Consider the following 17784-nt stretch of genomic DNA (forward strand, 5'->3'; position numbering starts at 1 on the left):
TGGGAGGAAGAACATGTCCCCTGCAAAAAAAGTGATTGTTATCGGAGGCGGTCTCGGAGGACTTTCATCGGCGATCACTCTTAGACAAAATGGTTTTGATGTGGAGCTTTATGAAAAGAATGACCATCTGGGCGGTAAGTTGAACCGACAGGAGCAGGATGGCTTTGGATTTGATCTCGGCCCTTCCTTGCTCACAATGCCTTATATTTTTGAACGGTTATTTGAAAGAAGCTGTAAGAAAATGTCTGAATATGTGGAAATCGAAGAACTGGAACTCCAGTGGAAATCGTTCTTTCCGGATGGACAGATCATCAATTTATACAATGACCTTAACAGTATGAAAAAAGAGAATCCGAATTTCACCAAAAAAGACATCAAAGAATATGAACGATTTTTAAAATATGCGGGAGGCATCGACCGTATGACCCTGCCGGGATATTTTGAAAAAGGTCTGGATGACATCAAGTCCATTATCAAGTTCTACGGTCCTTTATCTGCACTCAGGGGATTCGATTACTTTTCAACGATGCAGCAAGGTATAAACAAACGGATAAGCAATCCCTATTTAAGAGATATGCTGGGGTATTTCATCAAGTACGTCGGATCAAGTGCCTACAATGCTCCTGCCGTTTTAAATATGATGTCGCACATGCAATATGAACAGGGTGTCTGGTATGTAAAAGGCGGTCTGCATCATCTTGCAGAAGGCATTTCCCGGCTGGCTGAAGAGATCGGGGTAATAATCCATACAAGCCAGTCTGTTGAAACAGCGATTACACAGAACGGCAGCATACGGCATCTAGTACTCGGGGACGGATCTGAAGTGACTGCGGATTACTATGTCTCTAATATGGAAGTTCTGCCTTTCTACAGACATGTACTGGATACACCACCGAAGGATATGGAAAAACAGAGCAGAAGGTTTGAACCGGCAAGTTCAGGTCTTGTTCTTCACCTGGGCGTAAACAGAAAGTATCCGCAGCTGGAGCATCATAACTTCTTTTTCTCCAAAGATTCAAAAAGGAACTATAAAGAAGTATTTGATAAAAAAGTGCTGCCTCAGGATCCGACAATTTACCTTGTAAATACCAATAAGACGGACGCTGCCCAAAGTCCTGCCGGAAATGAGAATCTGAAGATATTACCCCATATACCTCCCATTCAGGAAAAAGAATACACAAAAGAGGATTATCTTCTATTCCGGGAAAGGGTTTTAATCAAGCTTGAGGGAATGGGGCTGACAGACTTGCGAAAACATATTGTCACCGAATGTATGCTTACCCCCCATGATATACAAAATATGTACCGATCAGACCACGGGGCGATATACGGAACTTTGTCAGACCGTAAAAAAAATAAAGGATTCAAACATCCAAAAAAATCAAAGCATATAAGTAATTTGTATTTCACCGGAGGAACTGTCAATCCTGGCGGCGGTATGCCCATGGTTACTTTGAGCGGCCAGCAAGTTGGCAAGATGATTGCTGAGGAAGATAAGAAGACAAGAAGATAATAAATAAAATAAACCGCCGGCTCAGGCGGTTTATCTTATCTCATTCAGCTGTCCCATTTGGAATTGATGATACATGTACAGAAATTCGGATTCGAGTAGTCAGGCTGGAAATGTTTGATGACATCTTCCTTCATGTTGCCGAAAGTGGTCTCAGGCTTATGTTTGATGCCGTTGTAGAATGCTTCGATAATATCGTCTTTGAAATTATTTCTCGGGAATTTCTGAGTGACAGCTTTTCTTATTTCCTCTGAAAACTGATCAAAATTGTCACCCATGACATCCATGCCGACACCGTGGAAAAGCAGCGCCACTTCACTTTCCTTATGTTCTGCAACACCTGGTGTGGTATGGAGAGCGATCGCATCCCAGACAAGCTGCATCTGGTCTGGTGTAATGTTGTGGGTATCCAAAAACTGACGCGCAGCATTCGCGCCGTCGACTTCAAATCGCAGATCGTCACTGCTGTACTGTTTAGTCAACCCGAGGTCATGGAAAAGTGCACTGATGTATAAAAGTTCATGATCATATTTTACCTTGTCCTGTTCGCCCTTGACTGCGCCGAAAAGGTAGACTCTGTTCGAATGGTTCCAAATCAGTTCGTTACCGTGTTCATATACGAGATCCTGTGCTTCAGTGATAATCTTACTGTCCGGGACTATGATTTTATCCAATTCTGTTATCATTACTTAATCAGCTCCTTATATATCCATACTATAAACGAAAAATACAAAACTCAAACAGTTTTTCAGAAACAATCGTGAAAGACTGTTTTTTTATGTCTAATCAAGGGTAAATGTGAATTGCATGATTTTAAAATCAAAATATTATAGGAGGACTTTAAATGGCTGAAGGAAAGATTCTCGTTACAGGTGCAGGCACAGGCTTCGGTAAAGGCATCGTTTTTAAACTGGCTGAAGAGGGCAAATCTGTGATTGCAGGTGTCGAAGTGATGTCACAGGTGTCAGAGCTGGAGAAAGAAGTAAATGACCGTGGACTGGATATGCAGATTGAGAAGCTGGACGTGACGAATCCCAAAGACCGTGAAAAGGCATGGGCTTGGGATGTGGATGTTCTGGTCAATAATGCAGCTGTGAAAGAAGGCGGTTCACTCGTGGATATACCGGAAGAGAATCTGAGGCATCAATTTGAAGTGAATACATTTGCTCCGGTACTTCTGACGCAGGAATTTGCGCGTAAAATGATTAAGAAAAATAAAGGCCGGATTGTCAATGTATCATCCGTATCGGGACTTATGGCAGATCCATTGTCAGGACCTTACTGCGGTTCTAAATTCGCGCTGGAAGCATTCTCCGAATCATTGAGCAAAGAGCTGCAGGAGTTCAATATAGAAGTGGCCACAATCAATCCGGGGCCTTATTTGACAGGATTCAACGACCGTGAGTTCGAAGCATGGAAAAACTGGCATGAAGACAACAGTGAAACAGTTTTCGACTACGAAAATGCAGCTTTCCCCTATGAACAGTTCGACCCTGAAGAAGTGATCGAACCCGCAGTAAAAGTCATACTCGGGGAAACGAAGACTTACAGGAATGTCATCCCTGAAGGCATGGTTCCCGAAGTGAAAAAAAGAAGAGGTGCCGTCTGGGATAAACAAACGGATGATGAACTTGGACAGAGACATGAAATGATTGACAAGTCATATGAAATGAAACCGGGGACTAAAGCGTAATATAGCCAATTAGGAGTGAGCAGATGACAACACACAGAAAATGGGTCATTGGATATTTTGTAACCTTCGTCGCTATGATAGTGATGAACTATACGGTGGGAATTACAGGTTCGGATGTTGGCGGCACAGCAAATGATAACGAAACGATCATCCAGCCCGCAGGATTTGCATTTTCAATATGGGGGCTGATTTACACTCTGCTGTTCATCTGGATCATATATCTTTTCTTTTCCAAAAAAGATAAATCTGCTATTACAGAACGTTTGAAATTCTGGCCAATCATCAATTTCCTGTTGAATGGCGTATGGATTTTCGTATTCACGCAGGAATGGCTGTTTGCGTCCGTTATTGTAATTGCGGCATTGCTCTACACATTGGCAGAAATATTTTCCAGTATCAGCGAAACCAATTACAGCTGGTTTGACAGATTTCCATTTTCCATATATTTTGCCTGGGTGACATTGGCGACGATCGTCAATATATTTACGTGGGTGACTGGAAATGAAATAGAAACGATTCTTGGAATGGACGAACTCACTTGGACCATTCTGGTATTGATTGTTGCAGGTATGATCGGTATTGCGATTGCAGTATTCTTTAAGGACTGGTTGTATCCACTTGTATTGATTTGGCCGCTCATCGGAATATATGCCGAAAGCGGAGATGTTTCAACTGGTCTCAACATTACATTGCTTATAGTGAGTATAGCTCTTGTAGTCGTTGCAGTCATGGTTATTGTAAACAAGATGAAAAGTCTGAAGGCAACATAAAAAGAGCGGCTTTAAGCCGCTCTTTTTATGTTAAATCTTTTATTATCATTTTTCGTATTTTATTTCCCTGTCTTTCCATTTCACAGTCTTTTTAATATGAATCTGATATAGAGAAAGTGTATAGACAAAGAAGAAAAAGTATTGATGGACCGGATAGAATATACTTTCAATTTTTCCGATATCAATCACAGGTTTACATAAGTTATAAAAATGAAAACTGCAGATCAAATATAAGAGAACCGGTAAAATTATTAAATTCATATCATATATTAAAGTGTAAATGATATGAACAGGAAGAACGATGGATGATGACAGCCAAATCATTATTAAGGCTATTATAATGCCGGATGTATGTTTCGCTCCGATGGATATGTGTTTTTTCCAGCCATTGATCATTGCCCGGAATCCTTCGCTGTACATTCTGAAATGAACAATATCTTTTCCCAAGTAATGAAATACAGGAATGTTCTGACTGACGTAACTGTCGTAAATACCGCTGCCTTCGATGATATGACCTTTTGCTGCCATGTGGCCGCCTGTTTTTTCATAGTCGGTTCTGTTAGTCAATAGGATTGGACCAAATACTGTGCCTGCGTGATATTTATTTTTAAGGACAGAAAAAATATTGATTCCGGTGACTGTCATCAGGTTGAAAATTGCCGATAAAGTCTCATATTTTTCGCCAGTCTGATGAAAAGGCTGAATAGACAGAATACCTTTACTGTCATGTTTGATGTATTGCCTGCATAAATCGTATAAGGAATATTCATTGGTGAAAAAGGTGTCTGCATCCATAAACATAAATAAATCCTTTTTTGCATACCGGCTGCCGGTAAAGCAGGCAAAGTATTTACCGGGTAAATCTGTTTTTGGTACATCTTTGATCCGGGCGTTAGAATCCTTGGCTATTTCCACAGTACCATCAGTGGAGCCGTCATTAGCAATAATAATTTCTGTATCAACGCTTTTTTGCTTTTGTATACTTTTTAACAGAATCGGCAGATTGTCTGATTCATTTCTTGCCGGGATGATTATACTTACAGAAGGTATGACATCATTTCCAACATTTTTGTCGATATAATTTTTATGTTTGAAAATCAGAGCTCCGCATACCATGGTGATGACGATCCATATAAATAACAAACTGAAGATGATCATATTATTGCTCCTTTATGCCGCGCTTATATTTAATATTATAAAGTTTCCTTAATCTCGGACGGTTATAACGCTGGGCAAGAATGAAGGGCATGTTGCTCAATACTGCATACATCAGGTGCAGAACCCAATATTTCCGGGGGTTCCATAAAAAGAACAATGGTGCAGGTAAAATGGAAAGCCAGTGTGTGAGTTCAGCCCTGTTGGTTTCTGAAATATAGTTATTTAATGTTTTCGGTTCGGTATCATGCATTTGTGAAGAGTCAAAGCTTCCTGGCATGATTAGAGTACTTTCGGGTAATTTTCCTTTTAACCTCTTTATTTTGAAAATCTTATTCCAGATTTCTCCTGATTGTTCAAATTGGTATGTTTTGAACAGCCAATTGATTTGAGCTCGTTTATGTATATTGAAATTTAACATGAGTGCCGAAATCAGAAGATGGAATATCCCCCATAATACAGCATTAGAAAGTATAAATTTAACTGGTGTCATTTATATTCCACGTCCCCTGATAATTTTCTATATCACTATCATAGTATTTTTTGTTAGTAAATGTAAAATGGATTGTATATTGATTTATAATTATCGGATATGTATCGATTTCGGTATTGAAACCCGGTATGTTTGAAGAGTGTCTTTAATTTATATATAAATCAATCCCCTCCTAAAATGTGAATTTTAGGAGGGGATTTGCTTTTAGCTGGGACTTAAGTCCTGATTTCTTAATATTTATTTCAATCCCTTTATTTTCATGACGCCGTTTGCCACAGCGAGATCGAAATATCCTGCACCGACACATTTATATAGCGTGATGTCTTCATTTGAATTTCTCAAGTAATCTTTTTCAAAAATATCGACGAGCGTTCCTTTAATATCGTTCCAGGTGATGACACCGTCTTCTACGGCTTTTATAATTTCACCGGCCTCCTCTTTCGCACCGTTCATGTCATCCAGATAAATCTGGTCTGCCCTTTTGACAGTCTCAATATCCATCTCTATCATTTCGGGTGTGAATGATCCTACGCCGTTGATATGTGTGCCTGATTTTAAATTTGAACCATCAAAAACCGGGGTTTTTGACTGTGTCGCACAGTTTAAAATATCACTTTCACCGACGAGGTCACCGACTTCATTGACCACTTCGATATCAGTATCGACCCCAAAATCTTCTAAATCTTTTTTAAAGGTTTCAGCCTTGCTCCGGGTTCTGTTAAACAATAATATTCTGTTAATATCTCTCACTTCAAGCACACCTAAAACCTGTTCAAAAGCCATTTTGCCCGTGCCGATGACACCAAGAACCTTTGAATCTTTTCTGGCAAGCTTATCGGTGGCAATTGCAGTCATTGCACCTGTGCGCAGTCTCGTTAAGTAAGAAGCTTCCAATGAGGCAATATGTTTGCCGTCATTCAGGTTTGATACCAGTATATTCCCCTGGGTGGTCGGAAGATCGGCGTTGTCAGGGAAAATCGAGACGGTCTTGATAATGGACACTTTCTGGGCCGTGCTGATACATGGCATGTAGAGCATGGAAGAGTTGTCACTTGCCGGAAGGACGATTCTCTTGGCTTCAACCAGTCTGTCATTTCTGAAATCATCCAGTACCAGCTTCACATCTTCGATGGCGTGATTAATTTTGTATACTTCCTGAATATCTGAATCTGTCAAAATCTGCATTTAAATATCTTCCTTTCGATAGTTAATCGTTCTTAGTGACTCTTATTATTCACCATACAATATTGTAAAAGATTATTCATTCAATAAAAGACTCATGCCGTTTTATACCAACATGAGTCAGACTTGAAGCTCTCATTCATAAAGTTCATCCCGCGTAATGGAGAACGAAGAAATATCATACTCAGTTTTCCCTTTAGTGACGAGGTCGGTCAGGATTTCCCCCACTACCGGTACATATTTGAAGCCGTGACCGGAAAAGCCGCCGGCAACATAAATATTATCGTGCTCGGGATGCTGGTCGATGATAAAATCTTCATCCGGAGTATTGGTAAATATGCATGCGAGCCCTTTATTCAGCTTACCATTGGCGCCCCGCATATGCGCATTCAGAAAGTCTCTTAAATAAGCTTCATCTTTTTCAAATGAACCGAAATTTCTGTCCATCCCTTCAGGGTCTGTGTCATCTTCATCACTGCCGTCATAACGGCCAATCTTCACTCCTGTACCGTCTATACTTGAAAATCCATAGTATGATCCGTGTCTGGAGCGTCCGATAAAGCCCGGGAAGTGCTCTGAACTGTATAAACCTTCATCTGCTTCAAACCAGGCGATAGTGCGGCGTGATGGCTGGATTTTTAAATTCAGGCCGAGGTCTCTGAGCATTTGGCCATTATGTCCGCCTGAAGAGAAAATCAGCTTATCTGCTGTAAAGCTGTCATGTTCAGTTTCGATAAGGACATGGGTCTCTTGCGGGTGAATACTGTTTACCGGTGTGTCAACGAGCAGTTCGACACCGTTCGACAATGCAAGGCGCCGGTAAGTCCGGATGGCATTCTCGCCCATGATGACACCGGCCTTCTTTTCATAGTAGCAGATTTCCAGGTCTTCACCATGAAGCCCCGGCCAACGTTCCTGCATCTCTTCAACTGTCATAGTTTCAATGTCCAGATTATATTCTCTGGCACCTTCTATAGTCTTTTCCAGAAAATCGGACCCTTTATACCCGAAGTTGAGAATACCGGTCTGTCTGAAAATCTCATCATTTGAATGTTCCTGCAGTTCATTCCACATTTCCTGTGAGCGTAAAGCGAGAGGGATGTACTGCAGTCCTTCCCCTACTGCATGGCGGATCAGACGCGTATCACCGCCGTGGCTGCCGTAGGGATGCGGCGGGTCATTGGCATCAATCATCAGGACATCGCGGTCTTTTTGTGAGAGATAGTATCCTGCGGACAATCCCATCGAGCCGGCGCCGACAATAACGACATCATAATGTTTTTTATTCATAAGATCACTCCTATCGGATATGTTTATATCACATCATTTCTACTCTACCCTGCGTGATAATCTATTAATTATAAAAAATGATATCCATTTGCAAATAAAACACCTATTAATCTGAATATTTTGATAAGAATGGTGATACATGAGATAATAAAGGTAAATAATTGGGCGATGAATCGGGAGATTTATTGCTAAAAGGAGTGTGACACCCATGGGAAGAAAAACGAAGTTGGTCAGTGCAGTCGGGTTAGTCGCAGGTGTGCTGTATCTTACAAAAAATAAAGAGACGGTCAAAAAAGGTATCGATCAGGGAATCGATATCGTCGTCAGTCAGGCAGGCAAATGGACAAGCGATCCTTATGTTAAGAAAATGGGCAGACCTGAGAATTTAAGGGATTCGAATATGGTGGACGAAGGTGCAATGACGAGTGTTCAATATTACAATGATTTAAGAGAAGAAGCACGGCAGAAAAACAAGTAATAAAAAACGGGCGGACTCAAATCAATTTGAGTCCGCCCGTTTATATTCACCGCTGAACGGTACCTCTGTAAACGAATTTTTCATGACATTTGCCGCACATATACCTTTTCTCATACCCCTTCATATTTTTACTGAACTGGTATCTGCATTTTCTGCATTCATATAAATATGACTGTCCTTTATATTGATAACTGCGTGTTCTGGAAATTCCCAGACGTTCCAAAGTATGTATGAACTCAGGGTCGGCATCCCTGAAAGGTAATCTTTTTTTATACAATGCATAATGGACGCATTCATGGTACAAGACATCCAGAACGGCATCTTTATCGTTGTTGATTATAAAGTTATAAGAGAGAACTATCTCACTGCTTAAAACTTCGTTTCTATTATATTTAATGCTGAAGACGCCAAGTTTCGACTTCATGCGTTTGGATATGCGAAGCGGTACATCCAGTGATAAATCGAAATTTTTTCTTAGAAAATCTTCAGCATAATTCTGTAATTGCTGGGCATTCATATTTGATCACTCTCAATTTCAAATGGTTAAATCAATAATATCATTAAATTTGTATTATGATATTAATATTTTTTCGTATAATGCATTTTGGAAGCGGCATAGAGAAGATGTCCCCCTGATGGAACGGATGATGTGCTTAGCGTATATGTGTCGGTAATGGATCTCTTTATTTTAATCAAAGTTTCATGAGAAACATCGTTCTTCAATAACAAAACAATCCTATGATAAATACCATAGGATTGCCAATATGATCCGGAGAGAAGTCCGGTTATCATCATTTTATTTAAGGTTGGGAAGAATTCTGTGTCCGACTTTAGAAAATAACATCGTTCCAAGGAAGGTAGTAATCAATGTTGAAATGGTGATTGTTACAAAGCTGAACCAGAATGGTATTTCAAGTACTATGAGCAGCATCAAACCGACGAAAATTCCGCATAGTACACTGTACTGGACAGCATTGATCCAGACGTTTTTGATGAAATAGCTGATAGTATATGAAATGACGGCAATGCCGACACCCGTCGCTACATCAATCAGGCCGAGTGGCGAGAAAAAGTTGGCGACTGCCAGACCGATCAGCATCCCGGGAATGAACTTGCGGTTGAAAAACGGAATCACGGCGAGCATTTCGCTGATTCGTATTTGTATCGCCATCGTCCCGATGGGGTTGATCACTGTCAACGCGACATAAATGGCAGCAAGGACTGCATTGTAAATCATTATTTTATTACTGATAATAATCATTCTCCTTAGTTTTTTATACAGGGAGTTTGCGAACCTGTGAGTTAAAACATAACAAACTGCCATATAATTATATCAGATTAAAATATTAATTGAAGACTATTAAGTGACAGTCTGATGATAAAATCCCCCTGAAATATTGAATTTCAGCGGGGTTATCGTTATTCACCCATCACTTTTTGGTAATTGTCAGGGTCGGTGTCCCCTTCGGTATTAATGACCAATACTTTTGACTCTCTGCGGAGGTTTAAATTCTCTTTAAGGTCCATATATGAATCATTCGTCATCACTTCAGACAGAAAACCGGCGGGTAAAGCACCTGAAGGACCTGAAGTGATTTTTGTATCGCCTTCTGCCGGTCTTCCGAGCATCCGCATGCCTTTTGCACTGATCTCATCATCACACGAAATGAAATAATCAGCTGTGGATTTTAATATATTCCAGCCGATCGGGCTCGGTTCACCGCATGAGAGGCCGGCCATCATCGTATTCATATCACCGTCAACTCTGACAGCATTTCCGAATTCGCTGTCGGCTGAACGGAAAATCGGATCTGCCTCTGCAGGCTCGACAACAATAATTTTTGGCGGGTTGCCGTCTGTTTGATTATAAATGGCTGCGGCCATTGCGCCTGCGAATGAACCGACGCCTGCCTGTAAAATGACATGGGTGATTTGATTCAGGCTGTGCGGTTCAAGCTGCTCCGTAAGTTCAGAAATGATTGTCGTATAGCCCTGCATAATATGGGTCGGTATCTCTTCGTACCCCTCCCATGCCGTATCCTGCATCAGAATCCAGCCGTTGGTGCTGGACAGGTCCGCAGCATACTGAACGGTATCATCATAATTGATATCGGTGACTTTCGCTTCAGCTCCGAGGTCAGTAACAGCATCAACCCGGACGTCCGCAGCGCCTTTTGGCAGAAATACTTTGCCGTTTTGTTTGAAAATCTGTGTCCCCCACGCCACGCCTTTGCCATGATTACCTTCGGTTGCTGTCGCAAATGTTTCTGCAGGGTATTTATTGACAGCTTCAAGTAATTCATCAAAGCTGACTTCAGTCATATCCATATTCAATTTACCTGCAAAATAACTCGCCATTGCATATGATGCTCCGAGTCCTTTAAAAGCATTCAAACCGAATCTTGCTGATTCATCTTTGACGAATAAAGTGCCCAGTCCCAGTTCTTTTGAATGACCCGTCAGTGCGTAGACAGGTGTCTTTTCGTATTGGGGCATGGTCTGATGAAAATGATGTGCATTTTTGATTTTTTCTTTTGAGAAATGTTGGTTGAACATGTTTGCATTATCTTCATCTTTGAATTGGTTCCTGATCCATTCCATTTACTCAGCCTCCTGGAAATATTGATTATATTCATCATAACTTAAATTGAATGTTAAGCATTTAAAAACTCCAAAAAAATGACGGGGTTTCATACCCGTCATTTCGTCTGTATAAAGAAACCTTCCGTTTCGCTCCATTCTGCTAAAAATATATCTTCTGCCTTGTGACCTGTTTCTTCTTCAACTGTACGCTCCAGCCAATCTTCATCATAACCTGCTGCCTGAAGTGTTCTGTGCTCGACTTGACCGCCATCGATGAACAAGTAGGCCATTGAATTTTCCTGATAATCATCGAGCAGTTCACTCCGTTGCGCCGGTTCTTCAGACGCGTACCTCACAACCGAAAGTTTGCCGCTGGTTTCCATAATTGCATGTTTGACTTCTCGTAGGGAAAAGACACCGTTCATTCTGAGCAGTTCCCTGACCTCGTCCACATCCATGTTATGTCTGTTCAGTACTTTCCGATCGACAATTCCGTCACTGATCAGCAGCTGTGCACTGCCTTTGGTCAGTCTTCTGAAGCGTTCATTTTTCATGGCGAATCTTTCCATTACATAAATCAACAGTCCCCAGTATGCGAGCATGAGGACCATATGATAAACCGGCGTAGTGGTTTCATACAGAGACTCTTCGACGATACTTCCTAAAATGAGAGCGTAGACGAAATCAAGCGGCGTAATCTGTGCAAGTTCTTTATGACCAAGAAGTCTGATGACAATCATGACACCAATGAGACCGACTGTCAGCTTTACGAAATAAGACATTATATCTTCCACTGCCCCTTCCCCCTTCTTCGTATTTTTAATGACAAATAAATCACTGTGCTTCTATGTACGATTATATTCAATATGAATAGATACCCTTTTACATATCGGCTTAACCTTTCGGTAACTCCACTAAAATTATATAAAAAGAGATGAATCGTATTAAATACGGCTCATCTCTTTAAAATCAATTACATTATATTTTTGAATACATTACCTTCTTTGGCGACCACTTTAATTTCTTCGTTAGTTTTCAGAACACCGATATCATCCAAAGGATTTTCTTTTGTCAAAATGAAATCTGCTACATAGCCTTCTTTAATCAGTCCGAGATCAGTGTAGCCCATACATTCAGCAGCCGTTTGAGTGGAGGCCAAAATGGCATCCATCGGCGTCATCCCGCATTCAACCATCAGCTCAAGTTCACGAAGGTTGGTCCCATGTTTGAATACTCCGGCATCAGTACCCATTGCAATCTTTACACCGGCTTTATAAGCTCTTGTAAAGCTCTCTTTATGAATTTCAATGACTTCTTTCGATTTATCAATAGATGTTTGTGCCATCCCAAGTTCGTCGGCAAACTCCAAAACTGATACCGGCGCAAGAAGTGTCGGTACAAGATACGTTCCTTGTTCTTTCATTCTTTCACAAATTTCATCATCAAGATAAATGCCGTGCTCTATTGAATGAATGCCTGCTTCAACACACTGTCTGACCCCTTCCAGTCCTTGCGCATGCGCCATCACTTTCACACCATTTCTGAACTGAGCTTCTTCAACAATCACTTTCAGCTCTTCAAGTGAAAACTGTGTGAATTTTGGATGATCGGTCGGACTGGAGACGCCCCCAGTCGCATGTACTTTAATAACATCAGCACCTGCTCTTAACATTTCCCGGGTTTTCTTTCTGACTTCCTCTTTGCCGTCACAAACCCCTGATGGCATACCAGGATGGGCCTGTAGCATATCAGTGACAACCCCTGAGTAATTATACCCATCGCCATGGCCGCCTGTAATCGTCAAAGCGTTCACGCTGATTTGCATTCTTGGGCCGTCAACGAGCCCGTCCTCAATAGCTTTTTTTAATCCCAGATCACTGCCGAGAGCATCACGTACTGTAGTGATCCCTGCATTCAGCACGGTATTCAAATGCTTGGCGGCTTCATAGAAATTGTATGAAAATGGCGTTGTAATACGCTGTTCGATTGGCTTAAGCTCCATCATCATATGGACGTGTGTATCAATCATTCCGGGAAGCATGTAATGCCCGGCACCATCAATCACTTCTGCACCGCTGCTGTTATTGTCATCAACATCCAAAGTTTTGAAGCATCCATTCTCTATTAGTACATTGGTTTTGATTATATTTTCTGAACCTGTACCATCAATCAGATTTATATTTTTAACTAATAACTGAGTCAATATATTATCCTCCAATATTTTAAATTAAATTCATCACGATACTTGCTATAAAGATCGAGGCGACGGTAACGGTGACAAAGCCCCCGATCAGCATTGGTGTCACAAGTTCCTGGAATAATTTATTCTCATCTTCAGGATTATCCGTTTCACTGCGTGCAACTTCTTCGCATATAATATAGTCTGCCGGAAAACCGAGTAAAGCGGTTAGTGCAACAGGCATCCCTTTATACGGATGCCAGCCGACGATCTTGGAAGCGATATAACCTCCGGCAAGTATACCAAATGTACCGATTGCGAGTATCGCAAGAACGCTTGGAACATTATTAACAACATCCATCGGTGTAACATCCGCCATCGTACCGATGATTACAAAAATCAGGGCAACCATCATAAAGCTGAATGAGTTCGCAGATTCAAGCACACTTTTCGGGAAGAAGCCCAAATTGAGTGCAAGTACCCCAAGAATCAGACAGAAAATCGTGAAATGAATCCCTGTTATATCTCCGAGATAAACACCGATTGCAGCCAGAAAGAACACAAAAAACAGCTTTAAAATATTATTCTGCATAAATTTATACTTTACAGGTTCTTCTTTCAATGAAACTTTTGCAGTGTCTTTGGAATCTATCTGTCCGGTCATGAACATATGACCGTATCTTTTCATAAAGAAAGTGGAAATCGGCATACCTACAACCCCTTGGAATGCATACACAAGTACAGGAACTACGATTAAAGAAGTCATTCCCAGTTCAGTCAGTGTCTCATTCGTAATCAGAAGTGCGACCACTCCGCCTGATAAAGGGCCGACTCCGCTCGCAGCGGTCGTAAAGTCAAACATCAAAGTAACCAAAGTCAGCACAAGTGTCAGAGCGCCAATTAGTCCCGAAAGTGCAATTACAACTGCCTTCCACTGTGATTTCAGAATATCAAAACGCATCAGCGTTCCCATATGTACAATCAGCGGACCGATTAAAATGGCGCCTAAAGCCGGGAGTGTGGATAATTCAAGAATATCTTCCGGGAAGACACCAATCCACGTAAAGATCAGAAATCCCAGCATAGCAGTCATTAATGTCGGGATCCTTGCTCTTGATAAGACAGAGATATATTCACCTAAAGCAAGTAAGGCAAATATACCAACTGTTGCAATAATAGGTTCCTGCCACATATTAACACTCCTTAATAATTTATAATAATGAGTGCATTATACTAGCAATAAAATAAGAATAATAGACGTATTCTGAAAAAAATGATTATTCTGCAAAAGAATACGTTTTTATTGTATACTGTATACTTGTATTTCAAATAAAAACAGTTTAAACCTTGTTTTACCGGTATAAAAAAGCTAAATAATATGAACTATTCCACATCTTTTCTGAACTCGACAAACATCACATATTCAATGACCGTCTCTGAAATCTTTCCGCTTTCATCTTTTTCTACAAGCTTGAGTTCCTGCATACGAAAATCTCCGACAGGGATGACCATTTTTCCGCCGGCTGCGAGTTGATCAATCAGTGTTTCTGGTATTTCTCTGGCTGCGGCGGTCACCATGATTTTGTTATAAGGCGCATGTTCCTCCCAACCGGAGTGTCCGTCACCATAATGGAAGTGGACATTTGAATATCCCAGATCAGTCAGTCTTTCTTTCGCAGAATCATACAGTGCCCGGATGCGTTCCACTGTATAGACAGAACTTGAAAATTTAGAAAGCAATGCTGTCTGGAACCCGGAGCCGGTTCCTATTTCGAGCACCTTATCTTCTTTGTTTAAATCTAATTTCTGGGTCATGTTCAGTACCAGCGTCGGCTGGGATATTGTCTGACCGTGGCCGATTGAAAGCGGTCTGTCGAGAGCGGCATGTTCTTTTTGATCATCTATAAATTTACTGCGGTCAAGCTGTTTGAAATATGCTTCGACTTCTGTATCACTGTAATTCATAAGATTCATCCGTCCTTTCCAATCTTGATTTAAGCTGTTACCAGTCTATACCCATATCAGCCAAGTTTGATTTCACTGATTAATGTTAATATATGAAACAGAGACGAAATAAAAAACAGAGGTGATTTGTAATGAGCCAGATTCATATTAAAGGGGCAAACCAGAATAACTTGAAAAACATCAGCGTTGATATACCTAAACATAAATTAACGGTCTTTACAGGACGGTCGGGTTCAGGAAAATCATCACTTGTTTTCAATACTGTCGCAGCTGAATCGGAAAGGCTGTTGAACGAAACCTACTCTACTTATATTCAGAATCAGCTGACACATTATGAGAAGCCGGAAGTGGATCAAATACTGAACTTACCGGTGGCAATGGTTATAAACCAGAAAAGACTCGGTGGAAATTCCCGCTCGACAGTCGGTACTATTTCCGATATTTATGCATCGGTGCGACTGTTGTGGTCGAGGCTCGGCAGTCCATTCGTCGGTTATTCGAGTGTGTTTTCATTCAACAACCCGAATGGTATGTGTGAAACATGCCAGGGCCTTGGCTACGTGGAAGATATCGACTTGAATGAACTTCTTGACTTCGACAGGTCACTGAATGAAGATGCGATAAAATTCCCGTCCTTCCGCCCGGACAGCTGGCGCGGTAAACGTTATTTATATACGGGGTTGTTCGACAATGATAAGAAACTGAAAGACTATACAGAAGAAGAGATGGACACCTTTTTATATACAAAGCCTAAAAAGCTTAAAAACCCGCCGGATAACTGGCCGAGGACTGCGAAGTATGAAGGATTGATTCATCGTTTCAGACGGTCTTTTCTGCTGAATGATAATTTTGAAAAGAAGCGTTTTTTAAAGGATGTGGAACGGGTGGTCACTTCCAAAGACTGTCCGGCCTGCCACGGACAGAGGCTGAATCAGAAAATACTGACATGTAAAATCAACGATTTGAACATCGCTGATTTCACTTCTCTGACAATCGAAGATGCCATTCCTTTTCTGGAATCCCTTGAAGATGAGAAGGCGAAATACATTATAGAGCCGCTGTTAAAACAATTAAAAGCCTTAAAACATGTCGGCTTGAACTATTTGACTCTCGACAGGGAAACACCGACTTTATCCGGCGGTGAATCGCAAAGGATTAAACTGATCAGGCATTTGAACAGTCCTCTGACAGATCTTGTTTATATCATCGATGAACCGAGTGTCGGCCTTCATCCTGAAGATATCGACAGGATTAACGACATTATCAAATCAATACGTGACAAAGGGAATACAGTACTGATTGTCGAGCACGATCCGGATGTGATAAAAATAGCGGATCATGTCATAGATATCGGCCCGGGAGCCGGAAAGAGCGGCGGCGAGATCATGTTTACAGGAACATATGATGAGTTGCTTGAATCGGCTACGGCGACAGGTACCGTGCTGAGAGAACAGCATGCTTTGAAGGAAAGCAATAAAGTACCGGATGATAAGATACGACTGAACAACATCACTAAAAATAACCTGGAAAATGTAAGTGTTGAAATACCGAAGAATATGACGACAGTTTTCACGGGTGTCGCAGGGTCTGGTAAGAGTACCCTGCTCACTGAGGGATTGAAGTCAGATAAAAATTGTATCTTCGTCAATCAGAAGAGTATACATGCTTCCAGCAGATCCAATGTGCTGACCTACATGAATGTGTTTGAAGATATCCGAAGCTTTTTCAGTAAGAAAACCGGCTTGAAGAAAAGCATGTTCAGCTATAACTCTGAAGGCGCCTGCCCGGAATGCGGCGGCAAAGGTGTAATAAAAACAGAGCTCGCATTTATGCCGGAACTGTCGCAGGTGTGTGAGCTGTGCCAGGGATCCAGGTATAAAGAGGAAGTGTTGGATGCCAAAGTGGATGGATATTCCATCGCAGACATACTGGCACTCACTGTAGAGGATGCAATCAATTTATTCGAAGAAAATAAAACCGTCAGAGAACGCTTATATCACCTGGAACAGACGGGTCTCCAGTACATGACACTCGGACAGTCTCTGAATACTTTGTCAGGCGGTGAGATGCAGCGTCTGAAGCTCAGCTGGCATCTTGACAGTGACACAAGTGATACTGTGTATATATTTGACGAACCGACGACCGGACTGCATGAAAAAGATATACCGACGCTTTTGGAATGCTTTGAAACGTTGATTAAAGCAGGTAATACAGTGATTATCGTGGAACACAACTTAACGATGATGACTCATGCGGACTGGCTGATAGATATTGGGCCCGATGCCGGGAACAATGGCGGACGGGTGTTGTACAGCGGGCATCCTGCGGGTATATTTGATGTGGAAGCGTCAGTGACAGGTAAACATCTGAAACGTTATATTGATGGTAAAGGATGAGACGATGCAGGTCAGATTACTCAATGAGAGTGATGCAGGACAATACAGGCAGCTTAGCTTGAACACTGACCCGGGGGGGCATTCGGTTCT

The 17784-nt window shown here is 41.4% G+C and carries 17 protein-coding genes and 1 riboswitch; of the genes, 5 read left to right on the forward strand and 12 right to left on the reverse strand.

Annotated elements, in window-relative coordinates; translation table 11 throughout:
* Positions 1–13 precede the first annotated feature (13 nt).
* Positions 14–1513, forward strand: coding sequence for a phytoene desaturase family protein (locus BO48_RS08805; RefSeq protein WP_496367073.1), 1500 nt, complete (start codon positions 14–16; stop codon positions 1511–1513).
* A gap of 44 nt (positions 1514–1557) precedes the next feature.
* Here the strand turns inward: BO48_RS08805 and BO48_RS08810 are convergent, their stop codons facing one another.
* Entirely contained in the window at positions 1558–2196 is a 639-nt protein-coding gene (locus BO48_RS08810) for an HD domain-containing protein (RefSeq protein WP_496367075.1), read from the reverse strand.
* 158 nt (positions 2197–2354) lie between these two features.
* Here BO48_RS08810 and BO48_RS08815 point away from each other — a divergent pair, with 158 nt between their 5' ends.
* Positions 2355–3203, forward strand: a complete 849-nt coding sequence (locus BO48_RS08815) for an SDR family oxidoreductase (protein ID WP_496367076.1) — start codon at positions 2355–2357, stop codon at positions 3201–3203.
* Between the two features lie 23 nt (positions 3204–3226).
* Entirely contained in the window at positions 3227–3973 is a 747-nt protein-coding gene (locus BO48_RS08820) for a TspO/MBR family protein (protein ID WP_496367078.1), read from the forward strand.
* A 45-nt stretch (positions 3974–4018) separates the two neighbouring features.
* Here the strand turns inward: BO48_RS08820 and BO48_RS08825 are convergent, their stop codons facing one another.
* The 4 genes from BO48_RS08825 to solA all read right to left on the reverse strand — a co-directional run bounded on the left by BO48_RS08825 (position 4019) and on the right by solA (position 8093).
* A complete protein-coding gene (locus BO48_RS08825) occupies positions 4019–5131 on the reverse strand; it encodes a glycosyltransferase family 2 protein (protein ID WP_496367079.1) in 1113 nt (370 codons plus the stop codon).
* Between the two features lies 1 nt (position 5132).
* The gene (locus tag BO48_RS08830) at positions 5133–5549 is read right to left on the reverse strand and encodes a glycosyl-4,4'-diaponeurosporenoate acyltransferase CrtO family protein (RefSeq protein ID WP_496367080.1); all 417 of its coding nucleotides are present in this window, start codon (positions 5547–5549) and stop codon (positions 5133–5135) included.
* Positions 5550–5858: 309 nt separating this feature from the next.
* On the reverse strand, positions 5859–6806 hold the full coding sequence (locus BO48_RS08835) for an ornithine cyclodeaminase family protein (protein WP_496367081.1): 948 nt from the start codon (positions 6804–6806) through the stop codon (positions 5859–5861).
* Between the two features lie 132 nt (positions 6807–6938).
* Positions 6939–8093 carry an N-methyl-L-tryptophan oxidase gene (solA, locus tag BO48_RS08840; protein WP_496367082.1) on the reverse strand — a complete coding sequence of 385 codons (1155 nt, stop codon included), beginning with the start codon at positions 8091–8093 and terminating at the stop codon, positions 6939–6941.
* Between the two features lie 208 nt (positions 8094–8301).
* Between solA and BO48_RS08845 the strand changes: the two genes are divergently transcribed.
* Positions 8302–8571 (forward strand): YbyB family protein, encoded by a 270-nt coding sequence (locus BO48_RS08845; RefSeq protein ID WP_496367083.1) that lies wholly within the window; start codon positions 8302–8304, stop codon positions 8569–8571.
* 46 nt (positions 8572–8617) lie between these two features.
* Here the strand turns inward: BO48_RS08845 and BO48_RS08850 are convergent, their stop codons facing one another.
* The 7 genes from BO48_RS08850 to BO48_RS08880 form a co-directional block, all read right to left on the reverse strand.
* Entirely contained in the window at positions 8618–9088 is a 471-nt protein-coding gene (locus BO48_RS08850; RefSeq protein WP_496367084.1) for a SprT-like domain-containing protein, read from the reverse strand.
* A gap of 279 nt (positions 9089–9367) precedes the next feature.
* On the reverse strand, positions 9368–9808 hold the full coding sequence (locus BO48_RS08855) for a QueT transporter family protein (RefSeq protein ID WP_496367085.1): 441 nt from the start codon (positions 9806–9808) through the stop codon (positions 9368–9370).
* Positions 9809–9831: 23 nt separating this feature from the next.
* Positions 9832–9875, reverse strand: a riboswitch (PreQ1 riboswitch).
* Positions 9876–9990: 115 nt separating this feature from the next.
* Complete coding sequence (locus BO48_RS08860; protein WP_496367086.1) at positions 9991–11172, reverse strand: diaminopropionate ammonia-lyase; 1182 nt, start codon at positions 11170–11172, stop codon at positions 9991–9993.
* 98 nt (positions 11173–11270) lie between these two features.
* A complete protein-coding gene (locus tag BO48_RS08865; protein WP_496367087.1) occupies positions 11271–11948 on the reverse strand; it encodes a DUF421 domain-containing protein in 678 nt (225 codons plus the stop codon).
* Between the two features lie 179 nt (positions 11949–12127).
* On the reverse strand, positions 12128–13357 hold the full coding sequence (locus BO48_RS08870) for a metal-dependent hydrolase family protein (RefSeq protein ID WP_496367088.1): 1230 nt from the start codon (positions 13355–13357) through the stop codon (positions 12128–12130).
* A 19-nt stretch (positions 13358–13376) separates the two neighbouring features.
* Entirely contained in the window at positions 13377–14525 is a 1149-nt protein-coding gene (locus BO48_RS08875; RefSeq protein ID WP_496367089.1) for a hypothetical protein, read from the reverse strand.
* A gap of 191 nt (positions 14526–14716) precedes the next feature.
* Positions 14717–15298 carry a protein-L-isoaspartate(D-aspartate) O-methyltransferase gene (locus tag BO48_RS08880; protein ID WP_496367090.1) on the reverse strand — a complete coding sequence of 194 codons (582 nt, stop codon included), beginning with the start codon at positions 15296–15298 and terminating at the stop codon, positions 14717–14719.
* A 131-nt stretch (positions 15299–15429) separates the two neighbouring features.
* On the opposite strand from BO48_RS08880, the gene BO48_RS08885 reads away from it, so the two are divergent.
* On the forward strand, positions 15430–17694 hold the full coding sequence (locus BO48_RS08885) for an ATP-binding cassette domain-containing protein (RefSeq protein WP_496367091.1): 2265 nt from the start codon (positions 15430–15432) through the stop codon (positions 17692–17694).
* The last annotated feature ends 90 nt before the right edge of the window (positions 17695–17784 follow it).

The organism is Lacicoccus kunmingensis DSM 17847 (genome assembly GCF_059568765.1).